The 22,002-nt window shown below is 37.4% G+C and carries 20 protein-coding genes and 3 tRNA genes; 6 read left to right on the top strand and 17 right to left on the bottom strand.

Going from position 1 to position 22,002, the window contains the following annotated elements:
• The first annotated feature begins 111 nt into the window (after positions 1-111).
• Positions 112-1,203 carry an ElyC/SanA/YdcF family protein gene (locus ACFSAV_RS02980; protein ID WP_379096004.1) on the top strand — a complete coding sequence of 364 codons (1,092 nt, stop codon included), beginning with the start codon at positions 112-114 and terminating at the stop codon, positions 1,201-1,203.
• A 68-nt stretch (positions 1,204-1,271) separates the two neighbouring features.
• On the opposite strand, the gene ACFSAV_RS02975 is transcribed toward ACFSAV_RS02980, so the two are convergent.
• Together ACFSAV_RS02975 and ACFSAV_RS02970 are read right to left on the bottom strand one after the other, a co-directional pair.
• Positions 1,272-2,678, bottom strand: coding sequence for a multicopper oxidase domain-containing protein (locus ACFSAV_RS02975; RefSeq protein ID WP_379096001.1), 1,407 nt, complete (start codon positions 2,676-2,678; stop codon positions 1,272-1,274).
• A gap of 6 nt (positions 2,679-2,684) precedes the next feature.
• Complete coding sequence (locus tag ACFSAV_RS02970) at positions 2,685-3,407, bottom strand: 1-acylglycerol-3-phosphate O-acyltransferase (protein ID WP_379095998.1); 723 nt, start codon at positions 3,405-3,407, stop codon at positions 2,685-2,687.
• A gap of 109 nt (positions 3,408-3,516) precedes the next feature.
• Here ACFSAV_RS02970 and lpxH point away from each other — a divergent pair, with 109 nt between their 5' ends.
• Together lpxH and ACFSAV_RS02960 are read left to right on the top strand one after the other, a co-directional pair.
• Positions 3,517-4,236, top strand: coding sequence for a UDP-2,3-diacylglucosamine diphosphatase (gene lpxH, locus ACFSAV_RS02965; RefSeq protein ID WP_379095995.1), 720 nt, complete (start codon positions 3,517-3,519; stop codon positions 4,234-4,236).
• A 3-nt stretch (positions 4,237-4,239) separates the two neighbouring features.
• Entirely contained in the window at positions 4,240-4,746 is a 507-nt protein-coding gene (locus ACFSAV_RS02960) for a DUF2301 domain-containing membrane protein (protein ID WP_101774584.1), read from the top strand.
• Positions 4,747-4,821: 75 nt separating this feature from the next.
• On the opposite strand, the gene gshAB is transcribed toward ACFSAV_RS02960, so the two are convergent.
• The 4 genes from gshAB to dapA all read right to left on the bottom strand — a co-directional run bounded on the left by gshAB (position 4,822) and on the right by dapA (position 10,190).
• Entirely contained in the window at positions 4,822-7,098 is a 2,277-nt protein-coding gene (gene gshAB / locus ACFSAV_RS02955) for a bifunctional glutamate--cysteine ligase GshA/glutathione synthetase GshB (RefSeq protein ID WP_379095991.1), read from the bottom strand.
• Positions 7,099-7,248: 150 nt separating this feature from the next.
• Complete coding sequence (locus ACFSAV_RS02950) at positions 7,249-8,160, bottom strand: DMT family transporter (RefSeq protein ID WP_379095988.1); 912 nt, start codon at positions 8,158-8,160, stop codon at positions 7,249-7,251.
• Between the two features lie 7 nt (positions 8,161-8,167).
• Positions 8,168-9,181, bottom strand: coding sequence for an outer membrane protein assembly factor BamC (gene bamC / locus ACFSAV_RS02945; protein ID WP_379095985.1), 1,014 nt, complete (start codon positions 9,179-9,181; stop codon positions 8,168-8,170).
• 112 nt (positions 9,182-9,293) lie between these two features.
• Complete coding sequence (dapA, locus tag ACFSAV_RS02940) at positions 9,294-10,190, bottom strand: 4-hydroxy-tetrahydrodipicolinate synthase (RefSeq protein ID WP_379095982.1); 897 nt, start codon at positions 10,188-10,190, stop codon at positions 9,294-9,296.
• A gap of 175 nt (positions 10,191-10,365) precedes the next feature.
• Here dapA and bcp point away from each other — a divergent pair, with 175 nt between their 5' ends.
• Positions 10,366-10,830, top strand: a complete 465-nt coding sequence (gene bcp, locus ACFSAV_RS02935) for a thioredoxin-dependent thiol peroxidase (protein WP_379095978.1) — start codon at positions 10,366-10,368, stop codon at positions 10,828-10,830.
• Positions 10,831-10,908: 78 nt separating this feature from the next.
• Here the strand turns inward: bcp and purT are convergent, their stop codons facing one another.
• The 5 genes from purT to ACFSAV_RS02910 all read right to left on the bottom strand — a co-directional run bounded on the left by purT (position 10,909) and on the right by ACFSAV_RS02910 (position 14,506).
• Positions 10,909-12,090: a formate-dependent phosphoribosylglycinamide formyltransferase gene (gene purT, locus ACFSAV_RS02930; RefSeq protein WP_379095975.1), complete on the bottom strand. Its 1,182-nt coding sequence runs from the start codon at positions 12,088-12,090 to the stop codon at positions 10,909-10,911.
• A gap of 37 nt (positions 12,091-12,127) precedes the next feature.
• Positions 12,128-12,634 (bottom strand): S-ribosylhomocysteine lyase, encoded by a 507-nt coding sequence (gene luxS / locus ACFSAV_RS02925; RefSeq protein WP_379095973.1) that lies wholly within the window; start codon positions 12,632-12,634, stop codon positions 12,128-12,130.
• 181 nt (positions 12,635-12,815) lie between these two features.
• Positions 12,816-13,298 carry a YqaA family protein gene (locus tag ACFSAV_RS02920; RefSeq protein ID WP_379095970.1) on the bottom strand — a complete coding sequence of 161 codons (483 nt, stop codon included), beginning with the start codon at positions 13,296-13,298 and terminating at the stop codon, positions 12,816-12,818.
• A complete protein-coding gene (locus tag ACFSAV_RS02915; protein ID WP_379095968.1) occupies positions 13,291-13,902 on the bottom strand; it encodes a sugar O-acetyltransferase in 612 nt (203 codons plus the stop codon). The genes ACFSAV_RS02920 and ACFSAV_RS02915 overlap by 8 nt, the downstream gene beginning before the upstream one ends.
• 4 nt (positions 13,903-13,906) lie before the next feature.
• Positions 13,907-14,506: a beta-phosphoglucomutase family hydrolase gene (locus ACFSAV_RS02910; protein WP_101774575.1), complete on the bottom strand. Its 600-nt coding sequence runs from the start codon at positions 14,504-14,506 to the stop codon at positions 13,907-13,909.
• Between the two features lie 123 nt (positions 14,507-14,629).
• On the opposite strand from ACFSAV_RS02910, the gene ACFSAV_RS02905 reads away from it, so the two are divergent.
• Complete coding sequence (locus ACFSAV_RS02905) at positions 14,630-15,037, top strand: PRD domain-containing protein (RefSeq protein ID WP_379095965.1); 408 nt, start codon at positions 14,630-14,632, stop codon at positions 15,035-15,037.
• Positions 15,038-15,232: 195 nt separating this feature from the next.
• Here the strand turns inward: ACFSAV_RS02905 and ACFSAV_RS02900 are convergent.
• From ACFSAV_RS02900 to ACFSAV_RS02875, 6 genes are all read right to left on the bottom strand, one after another.
• A tRNA-Arg gene (locus ACFSAV_RS02900) sits at positions 15,233-15,309 on the bottom strand.
• Positions 15,310-15,370: 61 nt separating this feature from the next.
• Positions 15,371-15,447, bottom strand: a tRNA-Arg gene (locus ACFSAV_RS02895).
• 62 nt (positions 15,448-15,509) lie between these two features.
• Positions 15,510-15,602: transfer RNA gene (locus ACFSAV_RS02890), tRNA-Ser, on the bottom strand.
• Positions 15,603-15,720: 118 nt separating this feature from the next.
• Complete coding sequence (gene rep / locus ACFSAV_RS02885) at positions 15,721-17,736, bottom strand: DNA helicase Rep (protein WP_379095962.1); 2,016 nt, start codon at positions 17,734-17,736, stop codon at positions 15,721-15,723.
• Positions 17,737-17,742: 6 nt separating this feature from the next.
• Positions 17,743-17,970 carry a YceK/YidQ family lipoprotein gene (locus ACFSAV_RS02880; protein ID WP_101774571.1) on the bottom strand — a complete coding sequence of 76 codons (228 nt, stop codon included), beginning with the start codon at positions 17,968-17,970 and terminating at the stop codon, positions 17,743-17,745.
• Between the two features lie 131 nt (positions 17,971-18,101).
• Positions 18,102-18,920 carry a 5'-nucleotidase, lipoprotein e(P4) family gene (locus ACFSAV_RS02875; RefSeq protein ID WP_101774570.1) on the bottom strand — a complete coding sequence of 273 codons (819 nt, stop codon included), beginning with the start codon at positions 18,918-18,920 and terminating at the stop codon, positions 18,102-18,104.
• Between the two features lie 257 nt (positions 18,921-19,177).
• Between ACFSAV_RS02875 and polA the strand changes: the two genes are divergently transcribed.
• On the top strand, positions 19,178-21,967 hold the full coding sequence (gene polA / locus ACFSAV_RS02870) for a DNA polymerase I (RefSeq protein WP_379095957.1): 2,790 nt from the start codon (positions 19,178-19,180) through the stop codon (positions 21,965-21,967).
• Positions 21,968-22,002 lie beyond the last annotated feature (35 nt).

Here is a 22,002-nt window from a genome sequence, read left to right as displayed (position 1 = left end):
TTAACAAAATAAAAAGAGAGTGAATAACACCTTATTTCAATGTGTCATCTTTATTCTATTTTTTATTTAAAGTGATATCTCTGATTACCTCAACTCAATTAGGAGCAAGTTATGAAAAAACCATTTAAGCTTTTCTTAGTTACAACACTATCTGCTTTCATCGCAAATGCTGCGATAAGTGCAACTGAAGTGCAAACGCTGCAGCCACAACTGAATTATCAGCAACTTCTAACTCAACGCCAAGTTGTAGACGAACTGTTGGAACAAGCCGTGCTCATTCAAAACTCACCAGCTCGCGTCTCTAATGCAGGCTTTACTGCAAAACTACCAAGCAATATGGAACGTATTGCCGATCTATTATTGCAAGCTTATGAGTTAGAACCTTATCGAGTAGATTTCTTATTTGGTGCAGCAAATTCAAATATTTATAATGGTAATGTTGATAAAGCAATTGAGTTATATGAAAAAGTTTTAACTGTTGCACCAGAAGATGTCAAAGCACATATTTATTTAACCTCCTGGAATCGCTTTAAGGGAAATCAAGAAAAATATTCCACTTATGCGAGTAAACTTAAACACATTGCGCCCGAAAAATATGCTTTATTAGAAAAAGTATTTAAGACAATTGATAAAGTTGCAACGGCACCCATTACTGATCATTTAAAAGATAAACTGCCTGAAAATTCAGCGATTATTACTTTAGGCTATGCGCTTGAATTAGATGGTAGTATGAATAAAATTCTAGTTGAACGTCTTGAAAAAACATTAGAAATTGCAAAGCAAAATCCTCATGCGTTAATTATTGTCACTGGTGGGGTACCAAAAAATAATCAAACCGAAGGAAAGTTAATGAAACAATGGCTCATTGACAAAGGGATTAGTCCAAACCGAATTTACGCCGATGACTATGCGAGATCGACCGTTGAAAATGCCTTATTCTCTCGCTATGCTTTAGCGAAACATAACATTAAACAAGCAGTACTCATTAGTTCAGGTAGCCATGTGCGTCGTGGGCAAGCATTATTTGAAATTGCTTTATGGGAATCAGGTCCTCAACAGCTAACAATAACAACGGTTGCTTCGTTAGATAAACCGTTGGAAGAACTACAAAAAATATCAACTAAAGATTTACTCGGTATTTATCGAGATAGTTTAAAAGTCATGGGGCTACCAATGTTTAACAGTGGTCCTTTACAAGATTAGATTAAACTATACTCAAAATAAGAAAACCGTTTTAATCAAATTTAAAACGGTTTTCTTTTCTATAAAATCTACTGGACTACTAATAATCGAATACAGCCTTTATCTGCTAACATTAAATTAGAAGAACCAAAAATAAATGGATGGTTGTTTGAAGAGACATTGTCAAACTTAACTAAGATTTGTACTTTACCTGTAATCCAAATACTGTCTTTCCACGCGATTTCATTTAATTCTAATGGGTTATCATCAAGCTTTTCTAACACAAATTTAGCCCCCTGAATTCGAAAACCCATTGGGCTAGAAGCCGTTAAAGTCCAGCGTTCTGTCGTGCCTAATTTAGCTGTTGTAACACGTCTTGGATCAAAATGTTTATTATTGACCATACCCGTGTTTACATCAAAATGGAACTGGCGTTCTTGAGCAATTTGAGCAGATAGATGCGTAACCGCATCAGTATTAAACTGTAGCACTGCCTGATTAGAGAATACAGAGGCTAATCCTTCGGGACGTAGTTCTAATATAATATTGTCGATCAGTTCATCATCACTGGTAAAAAGTGCGGTGAATTTATGCATAAAATTACGCTTTTCACCAGCAATTAAACTCACATTCTCACCCTCATTCAAATCAATTAATAATTCAATACGTTCACTTGGTGCCAGCAAAATTGATTTTAGTCGTTTAGCTTGCGGTAAGAAACCTTGATCCTGTGCGATTAAATGCATGTCTCGTTCATCGTCACAACGTAATTCATAACTACGTGACAGCGAGGCATTAACTAAACGTAAACGTACCCAGCCACGTGGAACCGTTAAATAAGGTGCCTCTTGCCCATTTACAAATAAGCGATTACCTAAAAAAGTGTTCTCATTTTGTTGAAATAACTGTAAACCACTGCTATTCAAACGCATATCTTGCAAAATTAATGGAATATCATTCACCCCATACTTTTGCGGTAACTGCGGCTGACGGCTTTCGTTATCTTCAATAATCCACATCCCAACTAAACCGCGATAAGTTTGGTAAGCAGAATTGGCTAAGGTGACTGAATGATACCAGCAAGTTGCAGCAGATTGAGTAATAGGAATAATTGGTGACCATGTTTGTTTAGGTTGTAAAACACGCCCTACACCACCTAGTAATTCGCCCGAAGCCTGTATGCCTTGAATATTGAGGGCAACAGCTTGTGACAAATTATTACGATAATTGACTTTCGCAAAATCGCCTCGGCGAATTTTAACTGTGGGTCCCAAATATTGCCCATTGAATCCCCAAGCTTCAACATTTTTACCTGTTTCCAAAGCATGATCTACGGCTTGCATCGTCAAAAAAATAGGGCGCCCTCGCCGTGTTTCCATTAAAGGTGGGATACGTAAAGGCTGGCGATTTGCTGCCCAAAGAGGTGTCGGCAAAGTAGAAAGTGCGGTCGCAATTAAACTGTTTTTAAAAAACTGACGGCGAGAAAGTGTTGGCATAATAACTTAGCTCTGTTGGGCAATTTCAGCGTCAAGCTCTGCAATACGTTTTGCCATTAATTGATGACAATAAGCCGCCAGTTCACGCACATTGTCTTTATCATAACCAGAGATATCAATGGGTTCTAACATTTCACAAATCACTTTGCCATTATCCCAACGATTTAAGTCAATTTTATGATGTGTTGTTGAACAAACTACTGGCACAATCGGCACACCAGCAGCAATCGCGGCATAAAATGCCCCTGTTTTAAAAGGTAATAATCCACGTCCACGACTACGCGTACCCTCAGGGAACATCCAAACAGACAAATTATCGTCATTAATTCGACGTGCTACTTCATTCATGGTGCCATGGGCTTTCGTTCGATTTTCACGATCAATTAAAATATTGCCAGTAACCCAATACAATATGCCAAAAAAAGGTATCCAGATTAAACTTTTTTTCCCCACACTTACCGTACGAGGCATCACCATATAAGAAATCGTCACCATGTCATAATTGTTTTGGTGATTTCCAATATAAATACAGCGTCCGACTTTATCTGCATTGTTTGGAAAGCGATGTTCAACTTTTAAGCCGAACAATGGATGAAGACGCCCAAACCAACGCGTCATAATACCGACATTACTTGGGTTTTTAAAGCGGATAAAAGAGTAAATTGAACCAAACACACAAATTAAAATACAACAAAAAACGATCACAATCGTACGGAGTAATTTCAACATAAGTCTATTCCTTTAAAAATTTGGCTCAGTATAGCGAAATTGCTGGAATATGTGTACAAATCAACATAAAAAATGTGCTACTCTACACAAAAAATTATGTAGAAAACCAATGAGAAAAACCTATTTTATTGCCGACTTACATCTTAGCGAAAACAGACCGCACTTAACCAAGCTTTTCTGCGATTTTATGCGAAATCAAGCGCCACAAGCAGAATCTCTTTACATTTTAGGCGATCTGTTTGATTTTTGGATTGGTGATGACGAAAGCTCGCCTCTAATTGAAGAAGTGAAAGCCGAAATTAAATGCTTAAGCCAACAAGGTGTGAAATGTTATTTTCAACATGGCAACCGAGATTTTTTAATCGGTCGACAATTTGCGCAAGACTGTGATTTAACACTTTTACCAACCTATCAACTCATTGATTTATATGGTGAAAAAATCTTGCTTTGTCATGGTGATACACTTTGTATTGATGATGTAACTTATCAACGTTACCGTAAAAAAGTACATCAAAAATGGTGTCAGTGGTTATTTTTATGTTTACCACTCAAAGTGCGGTTGACAATTGCTGAGAAAATCCGAGCTAAAAGCCAAGCAGATAAACAACATAAATCTACTGAAATTATGGATGTCAATCCTGATTTTGTATTACAAACTTTTAAACAATTTGCTGTCAAAAAAATGATTCATGGTCATACTCATCGGCAAAATATCCACCAAATCCCACCGCACTTTACACGTATTGTGTTAGGTGATTGGGGAGAAACAGCCTCAATTTTGGTGGTGAATGAACAAGGACAAATTCAATTTTTAACTGGAAATGAATAAAATATGGCAGATCCGCAAATTCAATCCCCTATGGACTTTTGGGATTATCTCACCGTTATTTTATATCGTTTAGGCTTTGTTTTAGCAGGTATCATGCTTCTCATTTTTCCTTATCACGCCCAAATGGCACATAGAGGAATTTTAGTTGCAGCGGTACTTTGTGCTTCAAGTTTACATATTTATATGAAATCTTTTCGGCTCATTTTACAAATGGCAACATGGGGCGCATTATTGTGCCAGTCGATGGGATTTGAGCATTTAGCTTTAGGTGGTGCACTTCTAACTTTAGGAGGATTATGCTACAAAGAATACTTTTGTTTTCGCATTCTTTTTCTCAATATTCAGCCGTTTTTCGTAGCCGCATTTTGGTGCATTATCCCATTTAATAACAGTTTCGCTACACAAGTGATGTCAGTAATTATCGCTATCTTGTTTTTGATTTTAGCTATTAAAAAATGGCAAATGCCATTGCACTTTGATATTGGTGACAAAACAAAATATCAGATTTAACTATACTACTTTGATTGAAAAAATAGCAGACTAAAAAAGCAGACAGAGAGTCTGCTTTTCTATTTATGGCACTTTTTATTGAATTTCTGGGAACAGCATCTTAATCACATGTTGCGTTAAACGGCGAGATTTTCCTGCATAAGGGAAAATATGCATCATCATCATCGGATTAAAATTAGCCTCAATCACGCCCCAAGACGCTAAATTGGGTTGTGCAGGTTTATTCAAATCAGGAATAATTAAATCGACACCACATACCGCCGCGCCCATTGCTTGTGTAATCGCAACAGCGAGTTGCTTATAGCTATCATGCATTTGATCTGTCATATCAATAGAATCACCGCCAGTACTAACATTCGAATTGGCGCGTAACTGTACAAGTCGATCTTTATCAGGAATAGAATCTATTGTTAAGCCTTGCTCTTTGAGTTGTAATTGTTCAATTTCGCCTAAAACAATTTTCTTCAATGGCGTTCGACTGCCATCACCGCGTAGTGGATGATCATTTTTCATGGCAACTAATTCGGCTACAGTATGCTTCCCATCGCCAATGACATTAGCTGGCACGCGTAATAATACCGCTAAAGTTTCATTACCTAACACAAAGAAACGATATTCCGTGCCAACTAAATAGTCTTCAATCATAATTTCTTTATCTTCACGAAAAGCGATTTCCACTGCTTTAGCAAAGTCTTCTCGGTTTTGTACACCTTGTTGGAAAATCGTAATGCCTAAACCATAATTCGTCGATTTCGGCTTAATCACAACAGCGCGATGTTCAAACAATGCATAATTCGCAACAGCCTGTTCAACGGAAGTAAATTCTCGGCTTTGTGGTACATTAAAGCCCGCTTTTTGCAACACTTTCTTCGTTACCACTTTATTTTCCATAATCAAAGGGGAAATATAGCTATCATGAGAGGTCATATTGCCATTTTTGACATATTCAACATGTTCACCATGGCTTAAACATAAAAACTGATCATTTTCATCTAGAATTTCAGTCTGAATGCCCTGTTGAATTAAATCAAACAGCAGAGCCTGAGTTGACAGCTCCATATTGTCAAACGCAGATAACGCATAAAAACGTTCAAATGCTTGTGCTTTATATTGTTGTGCCAATTGTGCGCCTAATTGCTGATATCCTCCCACTTGTTCAATCGCGTGGAACAAACGTCCACCAATCGTTTGTGCTGGATGAGCAAACTGACTCAATTTTTCTCTCACAATCACACTTAATTCTATTGGCGCACTAATTTGTTCAAGCATCGTAAGCATTTCTAATAAAAGTAATTCACCTTCTTCCGCATATGCCGTTTTATCTAATGGATGCTCAAAAGCGACTTCTGCCAAACATGCTTTTCCTAATTCAACGCCATCTTGATCTACAGTGTCATCTAGCCAAATCATTAATAAAGCAAATAAGTGAATAAATTTTGCATCCGCTAAGCTGATACCATAAGCTTCAAATGGATTTAGATCGAATAAACGAAATTCGAGATATTGAATACCATTTTGCAATAATTCACGGGCTTTCTTTGCACCACGCAAACGGACATTAGAATAAAATTCTTTCTCAGCAATAAGCTTTCCAGTAGCGACCCAATGCTCTAAGGTTTCAACATATTGTTGCACACTATCAAAAGATACTTTAATTTCAGGATCGTTAACATAGCCATACTGACTTGAACGTAAGCTGCGTACATATTCACCAGCTTTAAGCGGCGCGGTTTCTTCGCTAAAATAATTGTCCTCGACAGTTGGCGTTGCTGCCAACAAATACAACAAGACCCATTGATAGCGTAAAAAGTTTTTTGCCATTTTCAGATACAAATCATTTTGAAAATCGACCGCACTTTGATAGGTATTCTGTAAAGAAAATAATGTTGCAACTAACTCAGGCGCGAGCTGGAAATTATAATGAAGACCGCTCACCATCTGCTTATTCTTACCATATACTTTAACTAAATATTCACGGTATGCCACATCTTCAGAATTATCTAGTTGTGCTACTTTAATCTGTTGTTCTGCTGGTAACCCAGCAGGCATGCTCAACGGAAAGATGTATTCATCATCAGGTAGCGAACGCTGTACAACCTCGTGAATCGCGGATAGCCAACGATAAGTATCTTCTAATTTTTTATTCGGTGGTGTAATCAACTCAAGCTGACTTTCGGCAAAATCTGTTTGAATATAAGGATGATATGAGCGATTACCAAACTGGCTAGGATGTGCATTTGTCACAATGGAACCATCAGCATAAACACGCTGACTCTCTTTTTCTAAACCAAATGAACCTTGTTGGAATAACAAACCCAATTGATTTTGTTTAATCATTTGCTGAATTTTCATTTGCTTTCCCTATATTAAAAGAACGACATGTTCTGGATTAGTAAAATTAAACAGTAAAAAAACAAACTACTAATGCGATTTACTGTCCTTTCAAAAGCGATTAAACAACATTTCATGCTATTTAATTAGACGTGAATTAACACAAATTACTTACTTCATTTTGATTTTTAGACAACAGACACAACCTAAAATTACCAATAATGCCCCAATGCCCTGATATAAATTAATCACCTCACCTAAAGTGATATAGCCTACTATCGCGGTAGAAAGTGGTACTAATAACTGGATGATGTTGAAAGTGATAATCCCTTGTGTTTTCACAATAAAAAAGGCCATAAGCATTCCCGTCATCATGCCATAAACGCCAGCTAAACTCAGCCCCACCAAAGCACCAATACTCACATCAGCTAAATTAAAAATCACCTCGCTTTGCCATGCCCAAAGCAAATAGATCAAGCCTGATAAAAAAGCTGTAAACGCACTGATGATGATAACATTCATCCCACCTGCAATATTTTTGACCACTAAATTTTGAATTGATTGGATAAAAATAGCAGTAGTCAAAAATATTGCACCTAAAATAAAGTTATTTTCAACCGCACTTTGCTTACCATAAAACACAAATACCAGTGAACCGATGATTAGAACCGCGCTACCCAACAAAAATTTTATATTAGTAACTTTTTGGCGTTCATCAGGATAAAAAACCGCCGCCATTAATACGGATAAAGGCATTGCTAATACACCAAAAATACTACCAGATAACGCCGATGTCTGTTTCATGCCATTAATAAAGAAATACATATTCCCTGTCATAAAACAGGCTAATATCAATAACTTAAATAAACGCCGATAGTCTTGTAAGACTTGTTTAAACTCGCCTCTAAATTTAAACAGACATATCAAAATGAAAACGCTGCCCCCTGACAAAAAGCGGACAGCGTTATTATTTAATGTGTCAAAGTGAATACTCATATAACGCATAATGGGAAAACCCAGTCCCATTAATGCAATATAACTTAAGCGAATAAACCATTCATTGCTTAAATTGAGTTTTTTCATAGCACGATTATCTCGCGAGAACATTCTGTAATGCTTGGTATACTGCTTGTGCTCGTGTATCAGAAAGTGCTTTACCATCCTCATCTGTAATCACCACTGCACTTTGTTTACCCAGCGCACTCAATTGCATAAAATAAGTGCCTTTTTCTAATCCCGTGCTTGTATCTGCACTACCAAATGGCCACCACCAACTTTTCGCGCCTGTAGGACTATATTTTAATTCGCGAGAACCTCGTCCAATTACTTCATCTTTAATACTGAACTCAAGTTGTGGTAACACTTGACCTAATTTTGCCCAAGCTTGATTAAAAGGTGCTGCTAATATTAAAGCCTCACGTCCATTGCTATCAGTAGCGAATGTTGATTGAATTGGCGTAAAGCTCGAGTTATTTAATGCTTGGGCTTGTTTATGATAGGCTGAATTTAACTCACCAACTAATTGATTTAAACGATCTGAGCTATAACGTTGTTTATCTGCTAAATTTGGAGTAAATACGACATCATCACGTTTCATCTGTAATACTGAAACAAATAATGCGCTATAACCACCTGAACTGACTTGTTCAATCTCATAACGAATTTGAGTCTTACCAATATCATCAGTACGCCCTGTTGGCGCCCAATCTGTCACAATTTTATTGCCATCTAGCTTGCAACTTACGCTTTGTTCTTTTAATAAGCGCTGTACTTGTGTCACACTATATACCTGTTGTTTATCTGCTGGATAAGCAATTAAAGCACGCTCACCATCAAACTGAGCAATTGAATTTTGAATAATCGCTAATGGATTCTCAGGCGGACGAATATCAATATTCTGTGCTTTTTGCACTTTAATTTGAGGAAGCTGATAAGTCGTATCTTGTTTCGGTAAATTCACGCCACCAGTTGCTAACGGCATAAATGCTGGTAGCGCTTCATCTGATTTTTGATAAGTATCATTAGCTTGTTGTTTACTTTCATTACTTGCTGAACAAGCTGCCAGCGTGGAAACAAGGGCAAGAGAGAGTAGCCACTTTGTCATAAAATTTTTCCTTAATGCTAAATTTTGTTAAAAATCACCGCACTTTGACAGTGAAAAAATAAAAAAGTTTAGGGTCTGTTTATTTAATACAGACCCTAAACAGCATAGAGAATTAAAGTAGTCCAGCTACTTTTAACGCATTTTCAACCTGAGGTTGCAAGGATTCACTTAGTGTAGTTAACGGCAGACGCAACGTTGGTGTATCAATTAAACCTAAACGATAAGCTGCCCATTTAACTGGAATAGGATTAGACTCTACGAAAAGATCTTTATGCAATGCCATTAAGCACTGATTAATCACCTCAGCTTCATCAAATTCACCCTTCAGTGCTAAATGGCACATTTTTGCCATCTCTGCTGCTGCAACATTATTTGTCACTGAAATCACGCCTTGTCCGCCTAATTTCATTGATTCAAGACCAGTAGCATCATCACCACTTAAGAAAATAAAATTTTCACCTGCAAGCTGTTTAATCTTCGCTACACGAGTCAAATCACCAGTCGCTTCTTTGATACCCACAATATTCTTAATTTGTGATAAACGTCCTACTGTTTCAGGTAATAAATCACTCCCAGTACGTCCCGGTACGTTATACAAAATTTGTGGTAAATCAGTACATTCCGCAATAGCTTTAAAATGTTGATACATCCCTTCTTGCGTTGGTTTATTGTAATAAGGCACAACAGAAAGGCAACCAGCTACACCACTATCATTCAATAATTTCGTCATCACAATCGCTTCACTGGTTGCATTAGCACCCGCACCCGCGATAACAGGAATACGTCCATCGGCAAATTCAACTGTCTTCAAAATCGTTTTCACATTCTCATCAATACTTAATGTTGCAGCTTCGCCCGTAGTGCCTACAGAAACAATAGCATCAGTGCCTGCTGCGATGTGATGCCCAACTAATTTCTTCAGCGCCACAAAGTCAATTTCACCTGAATTGTCCATTGGTGTCACAATTGCAACAATGCTACCCGAGAATAAATAATTATTTACTGACATAACGCCTCCTGAGCATATTTATTAATTTGAAATAGTTATCATTTTTGAATGATATTCATTCTATTGATTGTTGAGTTTGCTTGTAAATTGCAGTTTAAGATCGCTAAAATAGCCTGAATTTGCAAGTCATTTTTTAAATTTTTTATCTAAACTTATTTCTCACGGGGAGATTTTCATGAAAATCTTACAAATTGGTGCACCTGCGCCACAATTTACGCTATTTAATCAATATAATGAGTCTGTTTCTCTAAAACAATTTGTGGGCAAAAAAGTGCTCATTTATTTCTACCCTAAAGCACTGACCCCTGGCTGTAATACACAAGCCTGTGGCTTACGTGATAGTAAAACTGAATTAGAAAAATTAGGTGTGGTAATTTTAGGGATCAGCCCTGATTCACCAGAAAAATTAGCAAAGTTTACTGACAAAAAAGCACTCAATTTTCTTTTGCTAGCAGATCAAGATCATCAAGTTGCAGAACAGTTTGGTGTATGGGGCGAAAAGAAATTTCTAGGCAAAACCTACGATGGGATTCACCGCATCAGTTTTTTAATTGATGAACAAGGCATGGTTGAGCAAGTCTTTAGTCAATTTAAAACCTCAAACCATCACCAAGTCGTATTAGACTACTTAACTCAATAAATTAGCAAAAAACGGACCGCACTTTACCTCAAGTGCGGTCCGTTTCTAAACGATTTTACGATATTATATCGCCATTTATCAAAGTATAATTTCTAACTTATCATACGCACTACGTACTTTTTCTAAAGCACGCGCTACAGAGCTATCACGGGCAAGAATCACACCCATACGGCGATGACCATTGACCTCACCTTTTCCAAATAAACGAATATTGGTATTCGGTTTAGCCAGTACTTCTACTAAATTAGCGAATTGGACTTGATTGGATTGACCTTCTACCACAACCGCTTTAGATGCTGATGGACTAATCAAATGAATCTCTGGGATTGGCAAACCTAAAATAGCACGTGCATGTAGCGCAAACTCTGATAATTCTTGTGAAATTAAGGTCACCATGCCCGTATCATGTGGGCGTGGAGAAACTTCATTGAAAATCACTTCATCGCCACAGACAAACATTTCCACACCAAAAATACCACGCCCACCTAATGCTGTCGTAATTTTCTCCGCAATGTCTTGTGCTTTTGCTAAAGCAATATCAGACATCGCTTGTGGTTGCCAAGATTCACGATAATCACCGTCAACCTGAATATGTCCAATTGGTGCCAAGAAAGAAGTACCATGAATATGGCGCACAGTTAATAATGTGATTTCATAATCAAATTTTACAAACCCTTCAACAATGACACGACCACCACCAGCACGCCCACCTTGCTGTGCATAATCCCATGCTTTCTGTATGTCGTCAGCAGATTTTAAAATACTTTGACCATGACCTGAAGAAGACATAATTGGTTTCACTACACAAGGAATGCCTATTTTTTCTACTGCATTTTTGAAATCAGTAAAATTATCTACAAATTGATAATGTGATGTTGGTAAACCCAGTTCTTCTGCTGCCAAACGACGAATGCCTTCTCGATTCATGGTTAATTGAGTCGCTTTTGCCGTCGGAATGACATTAAAACCCGCTTGTTCAAGTTCCACTAGTGTTGCTGTCGCTATCGCTTCTACTTCTGGCACAATATAATCTGGCTTTTCTTGTTCCACTAACGCTTTTAATGCTTCACCATCTAACATGGAAAGCGTATAAGCACGATGTGCTACTTGTTGAGCAGGCGCATTTTCATAGCGATCAACCGCAATGACTTCAACGCCTAAACGCTGTAATTCAATCACGACTTCTTTACCTAATTCACCAGACCCAAGCATCATTACTTTCGTTGCTTTCGCTGTTAAGGCAGTACCAATTTTTGTCATGTTAATTTCCTTCTGGCTGTGTCATACAGATATAGGATTATGGGTTTAATAATTTTTCATCAAGTAACAAATCTTCATTCTTATTTACACCAATACCACTTGCTATCACATTGCGCGCGATTTGATGTGCATCAGAAAGGGAATGCTCTGTATAACTACCGCATTGATATTCGTTTAGCTCAGGAATTTGACTTTGTTCTTTTACGTTAAGTACATCTTGCATTGACGCTAACCAAGCTACGGCAACTTGTTGTTCGTTTGGCGTGCCAATTAATGACATATAAAAACCAGTACGGCATCCCATTGGTGAAATATCAATAATTTCTACTTCATCACTATTTAAATGATCACGCATAAAGCCAGCAAATAAATGCTCTAAAGTATGAATTCCCTTAGCAGATAAAATAGCTTTGTTTGGCGCGCAAAAACGTAAATCAAATACACTAATATCATCTCCCTTTGGTGTACGCATTGTCTTTGCAATACGTACAGCTGGCGCATTCATTCGAGTATGATCGACTTTAAAACTATCAAGTAGTGGCATAATTGTTTCCTTTAAATTGTCAATTTATTTCAATTTTAGTTAAATTTTTTTGAACTTTACTTCAAGGCATCTGTCTTAAAATACAGCAACTTGCAGTTGTTTTTAATAAAATTGGTTCCTTAGGTTATTTCACCACCCTTTTGGGTGGTGTTTTTTTACGTTAAAAACGTATTTATTTTACTCAAATTGCAAACAAATTCATCGTTAATAACAATAAAAAAAGATAGCGTACAGCTTTACCTAATGTCATTAGCACAAATACACCCAGCATATTTAAACGCAACCAGCCAGCTACAACACACAACATATCGCCAATGACAGGTAACCAACTGAAAAATAAGCTCCAAATACCATAACGTTGGATATTGCGAATAACTAATCCAAAGCGTGGATGTCGCTGTTGTTTTTCTGACACTTGGGGCAAAACACGCCCAAACCAATAGGTAGTGAAGCTACCAAGGCTATTGCCTAACACAGCAACTGTAAACAAGCTTAACACATTATCACTCAACAACGTTCCTGGACTTAAAGCCCAAGGCGTTAATAATCCAACAAAGATCACCTCTGAATTACCTGGCAAAACAGTGGCACTTAAAAACGCGCTGGCAAACATCAAGTATAAACTATGCTGCTGCCAAAATTCCCAAGACCATAACTCAATCATTTAAATCAGGTTTAAAACGTTGTAAATAGTCATCACGATCTTTTTGACTAATTGGTCTTAAGACACGACATGGATTACCTACTGCCACACAATTAGCAGGAATATCTTTCGTGACAACAGAACCTGCGCCTATCACGGAGTTATCGCCAATTGTCACACCACCTAAAATCACTACATTACCCCCAACCCAAACATTATGACCAATCACAATAGGTAATGCTTGTTCCCATTCTGATCTACGTAATTCAGGATCAATGGGATGTCCTACTGTGTATAAACTCACATTTGGCGCAAACAAAACATCATCACCAATTTTCACGCCACCTGTATCTAAAATAGTACAGTTATAATTAGCAAAAAAGTTTTTGCCCACTTCAATAAATTGACCATAATCACAATAGAAAGGAGAGTTAATATGTGGAATATTCGTTGCTTTACCAAGAATAGTTAAGATTAAACGTGCTTTATTTTGTTTATCAGAAGGGCGAGTTAATACATTATATTCATGCAATAATTCTTTATTACGCAAACGCAGTGCGGCTAATTCTTGATCATAAGGTTGATGAGCTAAACCTGTTAGCATTTTTTCTTTATCGCTTAACATACAATTACTCTGTAATTAATCTACACGTTCTCACATCAAATACATGCATACCTGCGGCTAACCCAGCTTGTACACCTAAATCTGCATCTTCAAAAACCAAACAATCTTGTGGCTTAACTTGAATTAATTCAGCACAACGTAAAAAGGTATCAGGCGCTGGCTTATGTTTTTCTACATCTTCTGAAGTCACAACAGCCTCAAAGCAATGTGCAATATCTAATTTATCTAACAATAAATATGTCATTTCACGGTGCGATCCTGTGCCTAATGCCATAGCTTTCTGTTGATAAAAATGCTTGGCGACATTTGCGGCAGGTAATAATTTTGCTTGGTTTAAAATAAGTGCTTTGCCAAACTGACGTTTTAAACGCATCACATCTTGTAATAAAGTTAAAGGCATGTTCGCTTCTTGCATTATTGCTTGTGCAATCGTACGCAGCGGGGCGCCTGCCATTTTATACATGATTTCAGGTTGTAAAGCATATCCATAATACTCACCAACCATCAGCCAAGCTTGTGCATGACAAGGCATAGTATCAATTAAAGTACCATCCATATCAAAAATTAATCCAGCATATTGGCTAAACAGTTGTTTATCTAACATCATCACTTTAGTTTATTCAATGAAATTTAAATAAACATTATTGTGCTATAAATTTGTGATCTATGCACTGTTTAATTACACAGAATTGAGCTAGACTGAATGACAAGTCGTGGTGAGGAAAGTATGAATATCCAATCTCAGTTAAAAATGCTACAAGTTCGTAAGCTAATTGACGAACAAATTATTGAAATTGTATTCAATGCGCAACATCACTTGGCACAACATTGGCATGTTGATGTGAATAGAACACAAGCCACAACACTATTGATTCATTTAGCCAATTCGTTAGGCAGAATTAAGCGCCACCATTGTGCCTCACCACTGCATAAAGACTTTCAAACCAAGATTCAAAGTGCGGTCTGTTTTCCAATAGTTTTGGCTATGCACAAAGAAATCTTACAACTGATCCCTTTCCCAATTCCTGCCAATGAGCAAAGTTATTTTTTAGCAAATTATTATTCACTTTTGCTCGATCAACCACAGATCTTAGATAAACTCGATCACGCCATGCTCAATAAGATTTCTCGTTAAAAGCATAAAATCTCTCAAAAACAGACCGCACTTTTGCAAGCCAAGCCAAACAAGAAGCAGATAGCAGATAGCAGATAGCAGATAGCAGATAGCAGATAGCAGATAGCAGATAGCAGATAGCAGATAAGCTGTATGTGTAAAATAAACTTGTCAAATAACTCAAAGATAACAGGATAAAGAAGACATGAAATTAAATGGCGCACCCGAGAGGATTCGAACCTCTGACCGCTCGGTTCGTAGCCGAGTACTCTATCCAGCTGAGCTACGGGTGCGTATAGTTGAAATTTGATTTAGTTGCTTTAACCATTTTAAACAATAGATTCGAATTTAAAATGGCGCACCCGAGAGGATTCGAACCTCTGACCGCTCGGTTCGTAGCCGAGTACTCTATCCAGCTGAGCTACGGGTGCAGCACTTGTTTACTTGCTATTTAATAAAAAACTTAACTTAATAGCGAGCAAACCTGAGTAAATGGCGGTGAGAGAGGGATTCGAACCCTCGATGGAGTTTTTGACCCCATACTCCCTTAGCAGGGGAGCGCCTTCAGCCTCTCGGCCATCTCACCGCAATCGGTTTGTGGGCGGTATGATACGTTTTTCTAAAAATAAGTCAAATCATTTTTTACAAAAAATTATTCAGTTGACTGATTTCTCTACAAATTAGAGCAAATAAAACAGAAAAAATTATTTACCGCGTAATATCGCACGCAAATTTGCTAATTGATTCGCCGTATTTTCTTGCTGTTGTGCCTTTGTCATCACTGGTTTATCACGTTCCCATTGCACATCATCTACCGGTAATTCAGCTAAAAAACGACTCGGCTCAGGCTTTAACACTTCACCAAATTGACGTCGTTCTTTACATAAAGAAAAGATCAAACTTTGTTGTGCTCGCGTAATGCCAACATAAGCTAAACGGCGTTCTTCCTCAACATTATCTTCATCAATACTGGTTTGATGCGGTAAAATACCTTCTTCCATGCCAATCAGAAAAACATGAGAAAATTCTAGCCCCTTAGATGCATGTAGCGTCATCAATTGAACTTGATCGCTTTCATTATCTTCTTCACCACGCTCCATCATGTCGCGTAAAGTTAATCTTGTCACCACCTGATTTAGGCTCATAGGCTCATCAACCTCACTACCTTTAAGCATGTCGCCAATCCAATCAAATAAAGTAGCGACATTTTTACTTTGCATTTCTGCCGCTTTTGGACTGGGCGCATATTCATATAAATATTCCTCATAATGCAATTGTGCTAGCATAGTACGAATCGCCCGCTCAGGTTCAGCACGCATAATTTCATCGCTTAATTGCACAATCCATTGACCAAAATTTTGCAATGCATTATAAGCTCTAGGCGTAACCCGTTGCATTAATTCAAAGTCAAAAATCGCTTCAAACAAACTTATTTGCTTTTCTTGTGCTAATGTACCTAACTTTTCTAATGTCACTATACCAATTTCACGTTTTGGGATATTTACAATTCGCAAAAATGCCGCATCATCATCTTGGTTAACCAATAAACGTAAATACGCCATCATATCCTTAATTTCAGCACGAGAAAAAAACGAAGTTCCTCCTGAAATTTTATAAGGAATACGGTTTTGCATAAGCACTTTTTCTAATAAACGAGATTGATGATTACCGCGATATAAAATGGCATAGTCTTTATATTTTGTTTTACGCATGAAACGATGTGCAATTAGTTCACCCACAACACGTTCTGCTTCATCATCCTCATTTTTTGCCTCAATAATCTGTAGTTTCTCTCCTGACTCTAAATTTGAGAACAGTTGTTTATCGAAAACATGTTCATTATTCGCAATAAGAATATTGGCACAATGTAAAATACGTTGTGTTGAGCGATAGTTTTGTTCTAATTTGATGACGTCTAATTGAGGAAAATCTGTCTTTAAGCGCATCATGTTTTGTGGGCGTGCGCCACGCCATGAATAAATAGACTGATCATCATCACCGACCACAGTAAAACAAGCACGTTCACCTACTAATAACTTAATTAACTCATATTGACTAGTATTAGTATCCTGATATTCATCGACTAATAAATAACGAATTTTTTGTTGCCACTTTAAACGTACCTCTTCATTCTGTTTAAATAATAAAGTCGGTAACATGATTAAATCATCAAAATCTAACGCATTATACGCACGAATTTGTTTACTATAACGTTCGTAACATAGCGCAAAAGTTTGTCCTTTTGCATCACGTGCTAAATATTTTGCTTGTTGAGGTGAAATTAAATCATTTTTCCAATTTGAAATTGTTGAAACTAGCTCTCGCAATAATTCTTTCTCTTCTGCAAGGAAGTCTGCCGTGAGTTCTTTTAATAACGCCAATTGATCATGTTCATCAAACAATGTCATATTCGCTTTAAAGCCCAACTGCTTATATTCACGTTTAATAATATCGAAGCCTAGTGTATGAAATGTAGACACAATGAGTCCACGGCTTGCTTGTTTGCCAATAGAATGTGCAACACGTTCTTTCATTTCACGTGCAGCTTTATTCGTGAAAGTCACTGCAGCAATTTGGCGTGGCTGATAACCACAATTTGCCACTAAATGTGCAATTTTATTAATAATCACCCTCGTTTTACCGGAACCAGCGCCTGCCAATACTAAACAAGGTCCTGTGACATATTCAACTGCTTTTTGTTGTTGCACATTTAATTTCATAGCGGATTATCTTTGTTCTGTTTGTTGTGACCATACATAAGGTAATAATACGGAATCAAGTAAAAAAGAAAGCGGCAAATCTAAAATAGGTAATCCCCACTGCTTTGCCATTTCAACATCATATTTTGTGCCTGCATACGCAGAATAAGGCTCAGTCGGATCAATTAATTTCACTACAGTCCCACAGCTATTTAAGCAGCAAAGAGCGGTCAAAATAAGAAATATTTTTTGCATATAGTACCCATGAAACAAGATGGGCTAATGATATAAGTAATACACTGAAAATGCGATAACAAAATAGTAAGAAATAAAAAATGCGGTTAACGCTAATTTAACCGCATTTAATCAAATAAAAAGAAAAAGCCTTATTTACCATCCCAAGCATGAATTGCTTTCGCACGAACATCTAACTTGCTTTGTGAATCGCCTTTAAAATAGTTTTTATCTAAACCACCTTCCCAGTCACCATATTGTGTATTCGGTAACATAATGAACGTTTTACCAAATTTTTTACTATTTTTAGCTACAAATGCTCGACGCTCTGCATTGGTTTTCTTATAGGTTTCATCACCGAAATCATTTAAATTATCACCTACAAATAACACAATGTCATAACCCATCTCTTCAACTTGTTTGAAACGAATTGATTTGTTTGATTTGTCTTTTTTCAATAATAAGGTTTTATCATTTACACCAGTAAAACCAAGACGTTTCATATCATCCACAGTCCCTGCTTTTTCAACATCATCACGACGATTAGACACGAAGAACATCGTACCACCATTCGCATTAACGTAGTTAGAGAACTCTACTGCGCCTGGAATTGCGGCTGATTGTCTTGCATCTACCCATTTTGTCCATGTTTTTGGTGAAAAACCTTGACCAGTTTTGACTTGCCAACCTGAATAAGCACTGTTGTCGATCATGGTTTCATCCAAATCAACTACGACTGCCTTTTTCTTGCCTTTTTTGACTTTTGAATGATCAAAAGCAATTTTAGCTGTATTAAAAGCTTGATGGGCTAACGCTTCATATTCACCAGATTGCTGGGTCCATACTAATCCCATAGACATTTGTTGCTGTAGTTGTGCCTGATTACCTTGTTCCATAGCTTGTTGATTTGAACAAGCGGTCAATAATACAAGCGAGCTGACTGCAATAATTGATAAGCTAAACTTTTTCATTTTTTCTCCTTAAATGACTCCATTTTAATTGTAAGTTGTAAGTAGTCTAATCTAACAAACTAATGCATTAATTCATACAAAATACCTAGCTTAACGTGATTAAGATCACAAACTTTTTAATTTCTGTGATTATTTTTACATTTCCTTACAATTCAACAAATCATGAACAGACAAAACATTCCTATTTTTAACCGCACTTTTCCCTCACTTTTACGCTATAATGTCCCCAAATTTTCACTTTAAAAAACGGATCGATTATGGCAAACATTGCAGAAAATCCTTTAGTTCTTGTTGATGGCTCTTCTTATTTATATCGCGCATTTCATGCTTTCCCACCACTCACTAATTCATTAAATGAACCAACTGGTGCCATGTATGGTGTGTTAAATATGCTAAAAAGCCTCATTTCACAAGTACAACCCAGCCATATTGCGGTAGTATTTGATGCTAAAGGTAAAACGTTTCGCGATGAAATGTTTGAACAATACAAGTCACATCGTCCGCCAATGCCAGATGAATTACGCCAACAAATTTTACCGCTTCACAATATTATTCGTGCCTTAGGTATTCCACTTCTTATTGTTGAAGGTGTAGAAGCTGATGATGTTATCGGTACACTGGCAGTGCAAGCTTCAAAAGCAGGTAAAAAAGTGTTAATCAGTACTGGCGATAAAGATATGGCACAGCTAGTTGATGACAATATTATGCTGATTAACACGATGAATAATAGCTTGCTTGATCGACAAGGTGTTATCGAAAAATATGGTTTGCCCCCTGAGCTAATTATTGATTACCTTGCGTTAATGGGAGATAGTTCAGACAATATTCCAGGCGTACCCGGTGTCGGTGAAAAAACTGCCTTAGGTCTATTGCAAGGAATTGGTAGTATGGCTGAAATTTATGCCAATTTGGATAAAGTCGCTGACCTACCACTTCGCGGCGCGAAAAAATTGGCGGATAAATTACTTGGTGCCAAAGAAATGGCAGATTTATCTTACTTACTTGCCACCATTAAAACTGATGTCAGCTTACAAATTACCCCTGAACAACTCACTTTTGGTGCAGCAAATAACGATCAACTTATCGAATATTTTGGGCGTTATGAGTTTAAACGTTGGCTGACTGAAGTCATGAGTGGAGAAAATACTGTCACCAATGGTCATACACAATCGGTTAAAATCAATAACTATCAAGCAACGCCAGCTGCTGTTGCAACAGAAAGTGCGGTCAAAATTGACATAGATCGCAGTAAATATGATTGTATTCTGACAATGCCAGATCTGGAAAAATGGCTCAGTAAATTACAAAGTGCAAAATTAATTGCTATAGACACGGAAACTGACAGTTTAGACTACATGTCTGCCAATTTAGTCGGGATTTCTTTTGCTTTAGAGAATGGTGAAGCAGCTTATCTTCCACTCCGCCATGACTATATCGGCGCACCACAACAAGTGGATGTTAACAGTGCACTGGCATTCCTAAAACCTATTTTAGAAAACCCAACTATTGAAAAAATAGGACAAAATATCAAATTCGATCTCAGTATTTTTGCTCGTAATGGTATTGATGTACAAGGTATCGCTTACGACACAATGCTACTGTCTTATATACTTGATAGCACTGGGCGCCATAATATGGATGATCTGGCTAAACGGTATTTAGGTCATCAAACGATTAGCTTTGAAGAAATTGCGGGTAAAGGCAAAGCACAACTGACTTTCAATCAAATTCCATTAGAACAAGCTGCCGAATATGCAGCGGAAGATGCAGATATTACAATGAAACTACAGCAAGTTCTGTGGCAAAAACTATCACAGCAGCCAACATTAGTTGAATTGTATGAAAATATGGAACGTCCATTAATTGCAGTACTCTCTCGCATGGAACGTCATGGCGTATTAATTGATTGTGACGCACTATTTAATCAATCAAATGAAATTGGCACAAGACTGACCGCACTTGAGCAACAAGCCTATGAATTAGCCGGTCAATGCTTTAATTTAGCCTCAACGAAGCAATTACAAGAAATCTTATTTGATAAATTAGGTTTACCTGTTTTAAAGAAAACACCTAAAGGCGCGCCTTCCACTAATGAAGAAGTGTTGGAAGAATTAGCTTACGACCATGCATTACCAAAAGTTTTAGTCGAACACCGTGGCTTAAGTAAACTAAAATCAACTTATACTGACAAATTACCGCAAATGGTCAATACTCAAACAGGACGTGTGCATACCTCTTATCATCAAGCAGTAACTGCGACAGGTCGTTTATCCTCTAGTGATCCAAATTTACAAAATATCCCAATTCGCAACGAAGAAGGTCGTCGTATTCGACAAGCCTTTATCGCACGTGAGGGCTATACGATTATTGCGGCAGACTACTCACAAATTGAATTGCGTATTATGGCGCATTTATCAAAAGATCAAGGACTTATTAACGCATTTAGCGAAGGAAAAGATATTCACCGTTCTACTGCGGCAGAAATTTTTGCTGTCCCGCTAGACCAAGTGACCAGTGAGCAACGACGTAGTGCGAAAGCAATTAATTTTGGTTTAATCTACGGTATGAGTGCTTTTGGTTTATCACGCCAATTAGGTGTTCCACGTGGCGAAGCGCAAAAGTATATGGATTTATACTTCCAACGCTATCCTAATGTGCAAACTTTTATGACTGAGATTCGTGAAACAGCTAAAGCGCAGGGATATGTATCCACTTTGTTTGGTCGCCGTTTATATTTACCCGACATTAGTTCTGCAAATGCAATTCGTCGTAAAGCGGCTGAGCGTGTGGCAATTAACGCACCAATGCAAGGAAGTGCAGCTGATATCATCAAACGTGCAATGATTACATTAGATAAACAAATCGCAGATCATCCTGATATCCAAATGATTATGCAAGTACATGATGAATTAGTGTTCGAAGTACGCTCAGAAAAAGTGACTGAATTTAGCCAGCTCATTAAACAAACCATGGAGCAAGCGGCGCAATTAGTCGTTCCACTGATTGTCGATATTGGCATAGGTAAGAATTGGGACGAAGCGCATTAATATTTATACGACATAAACAAAAAGGCAGAGGTAAA

Source organism: Pasteurella oralis, from assembly GCF_042681465.1.
GTDB classification, from domain to species: domain Bacteria; phylum Pseudomonadota; class Gammaproteobacteria; order Enterobacterales; family Pasteurellaceae; genus Pasteurella; species Pasteurella oralis.
This window is presented reverse-complemented; position numbering and strand designations above follow the sequence as displayed.

What these genes read in the sequence shown, in the direction of transcription:
- ACFSAV_RS02980 (WP_379096004.1), top strand. Translation starts at nt 112, where the DNA reads ATGAAAAAACCATTTAAGCTTTTCTTAGTTACAACACTATCTGCTTTC.
- ACFSAV_RS02975 (WP_379096001.1), bottom strand. Translation starts at nt 2,678, where the DNA reads ATGCCAACACTTTCTCGCCGTCAGTTTTTTAAAAACAGTTTAATTGCG.
- ACFSAV_RS02970 (WP_379095998.1), bottom strand. Translation starts at nt 3,407, where the DNA reads ATGTTGAAATTACTCCGTACGATTGTGATCGTTTTTTGTTGTATTTTA.
- lpxH (WP_379095995.1), top strand. Translation starts at nt 3,517, where the DNA reads ATGAGAAAAACCTATTTTATTGCCGACTTACATCTTAGCGAAAACAGA.
- ACFSAV_RS02960 (WP_101774584.1), top strand. Translation starts at nt 4,240, where the DNA reads ATGGCAGATCCGCAAATTCAATCCCCTATGGACTTTTGGGATTATCTC.
- gshAB (WP_379095991.1), bottom strand. Translation starts at nt 7,098, where the DNA reads ATGAAAATTCAGCAAATGATTAAACAAAATCAATTGGGTTTGTTATTC.
- ACFSAV_RS02950 (WP_379095988.1), bottom strand. Translation starts at nt 8,160, where the DNA reads ATGAAAAAACTCAATTTAAGCAATGAATGGTTTATTCGCTTAAGTTAT.
- bamC (WP_379095985.1), bottom strand. Translation starts at nt 9,181, where the DNA reads ATGACAAAGTGGCTACTCTCTCTTGCCCTTGTTTCCACGCTGGCAGCT.
- dapA (WP_379095982.1), bottom strand. Translation starts at nt 10,190, where the DNA reads ATGTCAGTAAATAATTATTTATTCTCGGGTAGCATTGTTGCAATTGTG.
- bcp (WP_379095978.1), top strand. Translation starts at nt 10,366, where the DNA reads ATGAAAATCTTACAAATTGGTGCACCTGCGCCACAATTTACGCTATTT.
- purT (WP_379095975.1), bottom strand. Translation starts at nt 12,090, where the DNA reads ATGACAAAAATTGGTACTGCCTTAACAGCGAAAGCAACGAAAGTAATG.
- luxS (WP_379095973.1), bottom strand. Translation starts at nt 12,634, where the DNA reads ATGCCACTACTTGATAGTTTTAAAGTCGATCATACTCGAATGAATGCG.
- ACFSAV_RS02920 (WP_379095970.1), bottom strand. Translation starts at nt 13,298, where the DNA reads ATGATTGAGTTATGGTCTTGGGAATTTTGGCAGCAGCATAGTTTATAC.
- ACFSAV_RS02915 (WP_379095968.1), bottom strand. Translation starts at nt 13,902, where the DNA reads ATGTTAAGCGATAAAGAAAAAATGCTAACAGGTTTAGCTCATCAACCT.
- ACFSAV_RS02910 (WP_101774575.1), bottom strand. Translation starts at nt 14,506, where the DNA reads ATGTTAGATAAACAACTGTTTAGCCAATATGCTGGATTAATTTTTGAT.
- ACFSAV_RS02905 (WP_379095965.1), top strand. Translation starts at nt 14,630, where the DNA reads ATGAATATCCAATCTCAGTTAAAAATGCTACAAGTTCGTAAGCTAATT.
- rep (WP_379095962.1), bottom strand. Translation starts at nt 17,736, where the DNA reads ATGAAATTAAATGTGCAACAACAAAAAGCAGTTGAATATGTCACAGGA.
- ACFSAV_RS02880 (WP_101774571.1), bottom strand. Translation starts at nt 17,970, where the DNA reads ATGCAAAAAATATTTCTTATTTTGACCGCTCTTTGCTGCTTAAATAGC.
- ACFSAV_RS02875 (WP_101774570.1), bottom strand. Translation starts at nt 18,920, where the DNA reads ATGAAAAAGTTTAGCTTATCAATTATTGCAGTCAGCTCGCTTGTATTA.
- polA (WP_379095957.1), top strand. Translation starts at nt 19,178, where the DNA reads ATGGCAAACATTGCAGAAAATCCTTTAGTTCTTGTTGATGGCTCTTCT.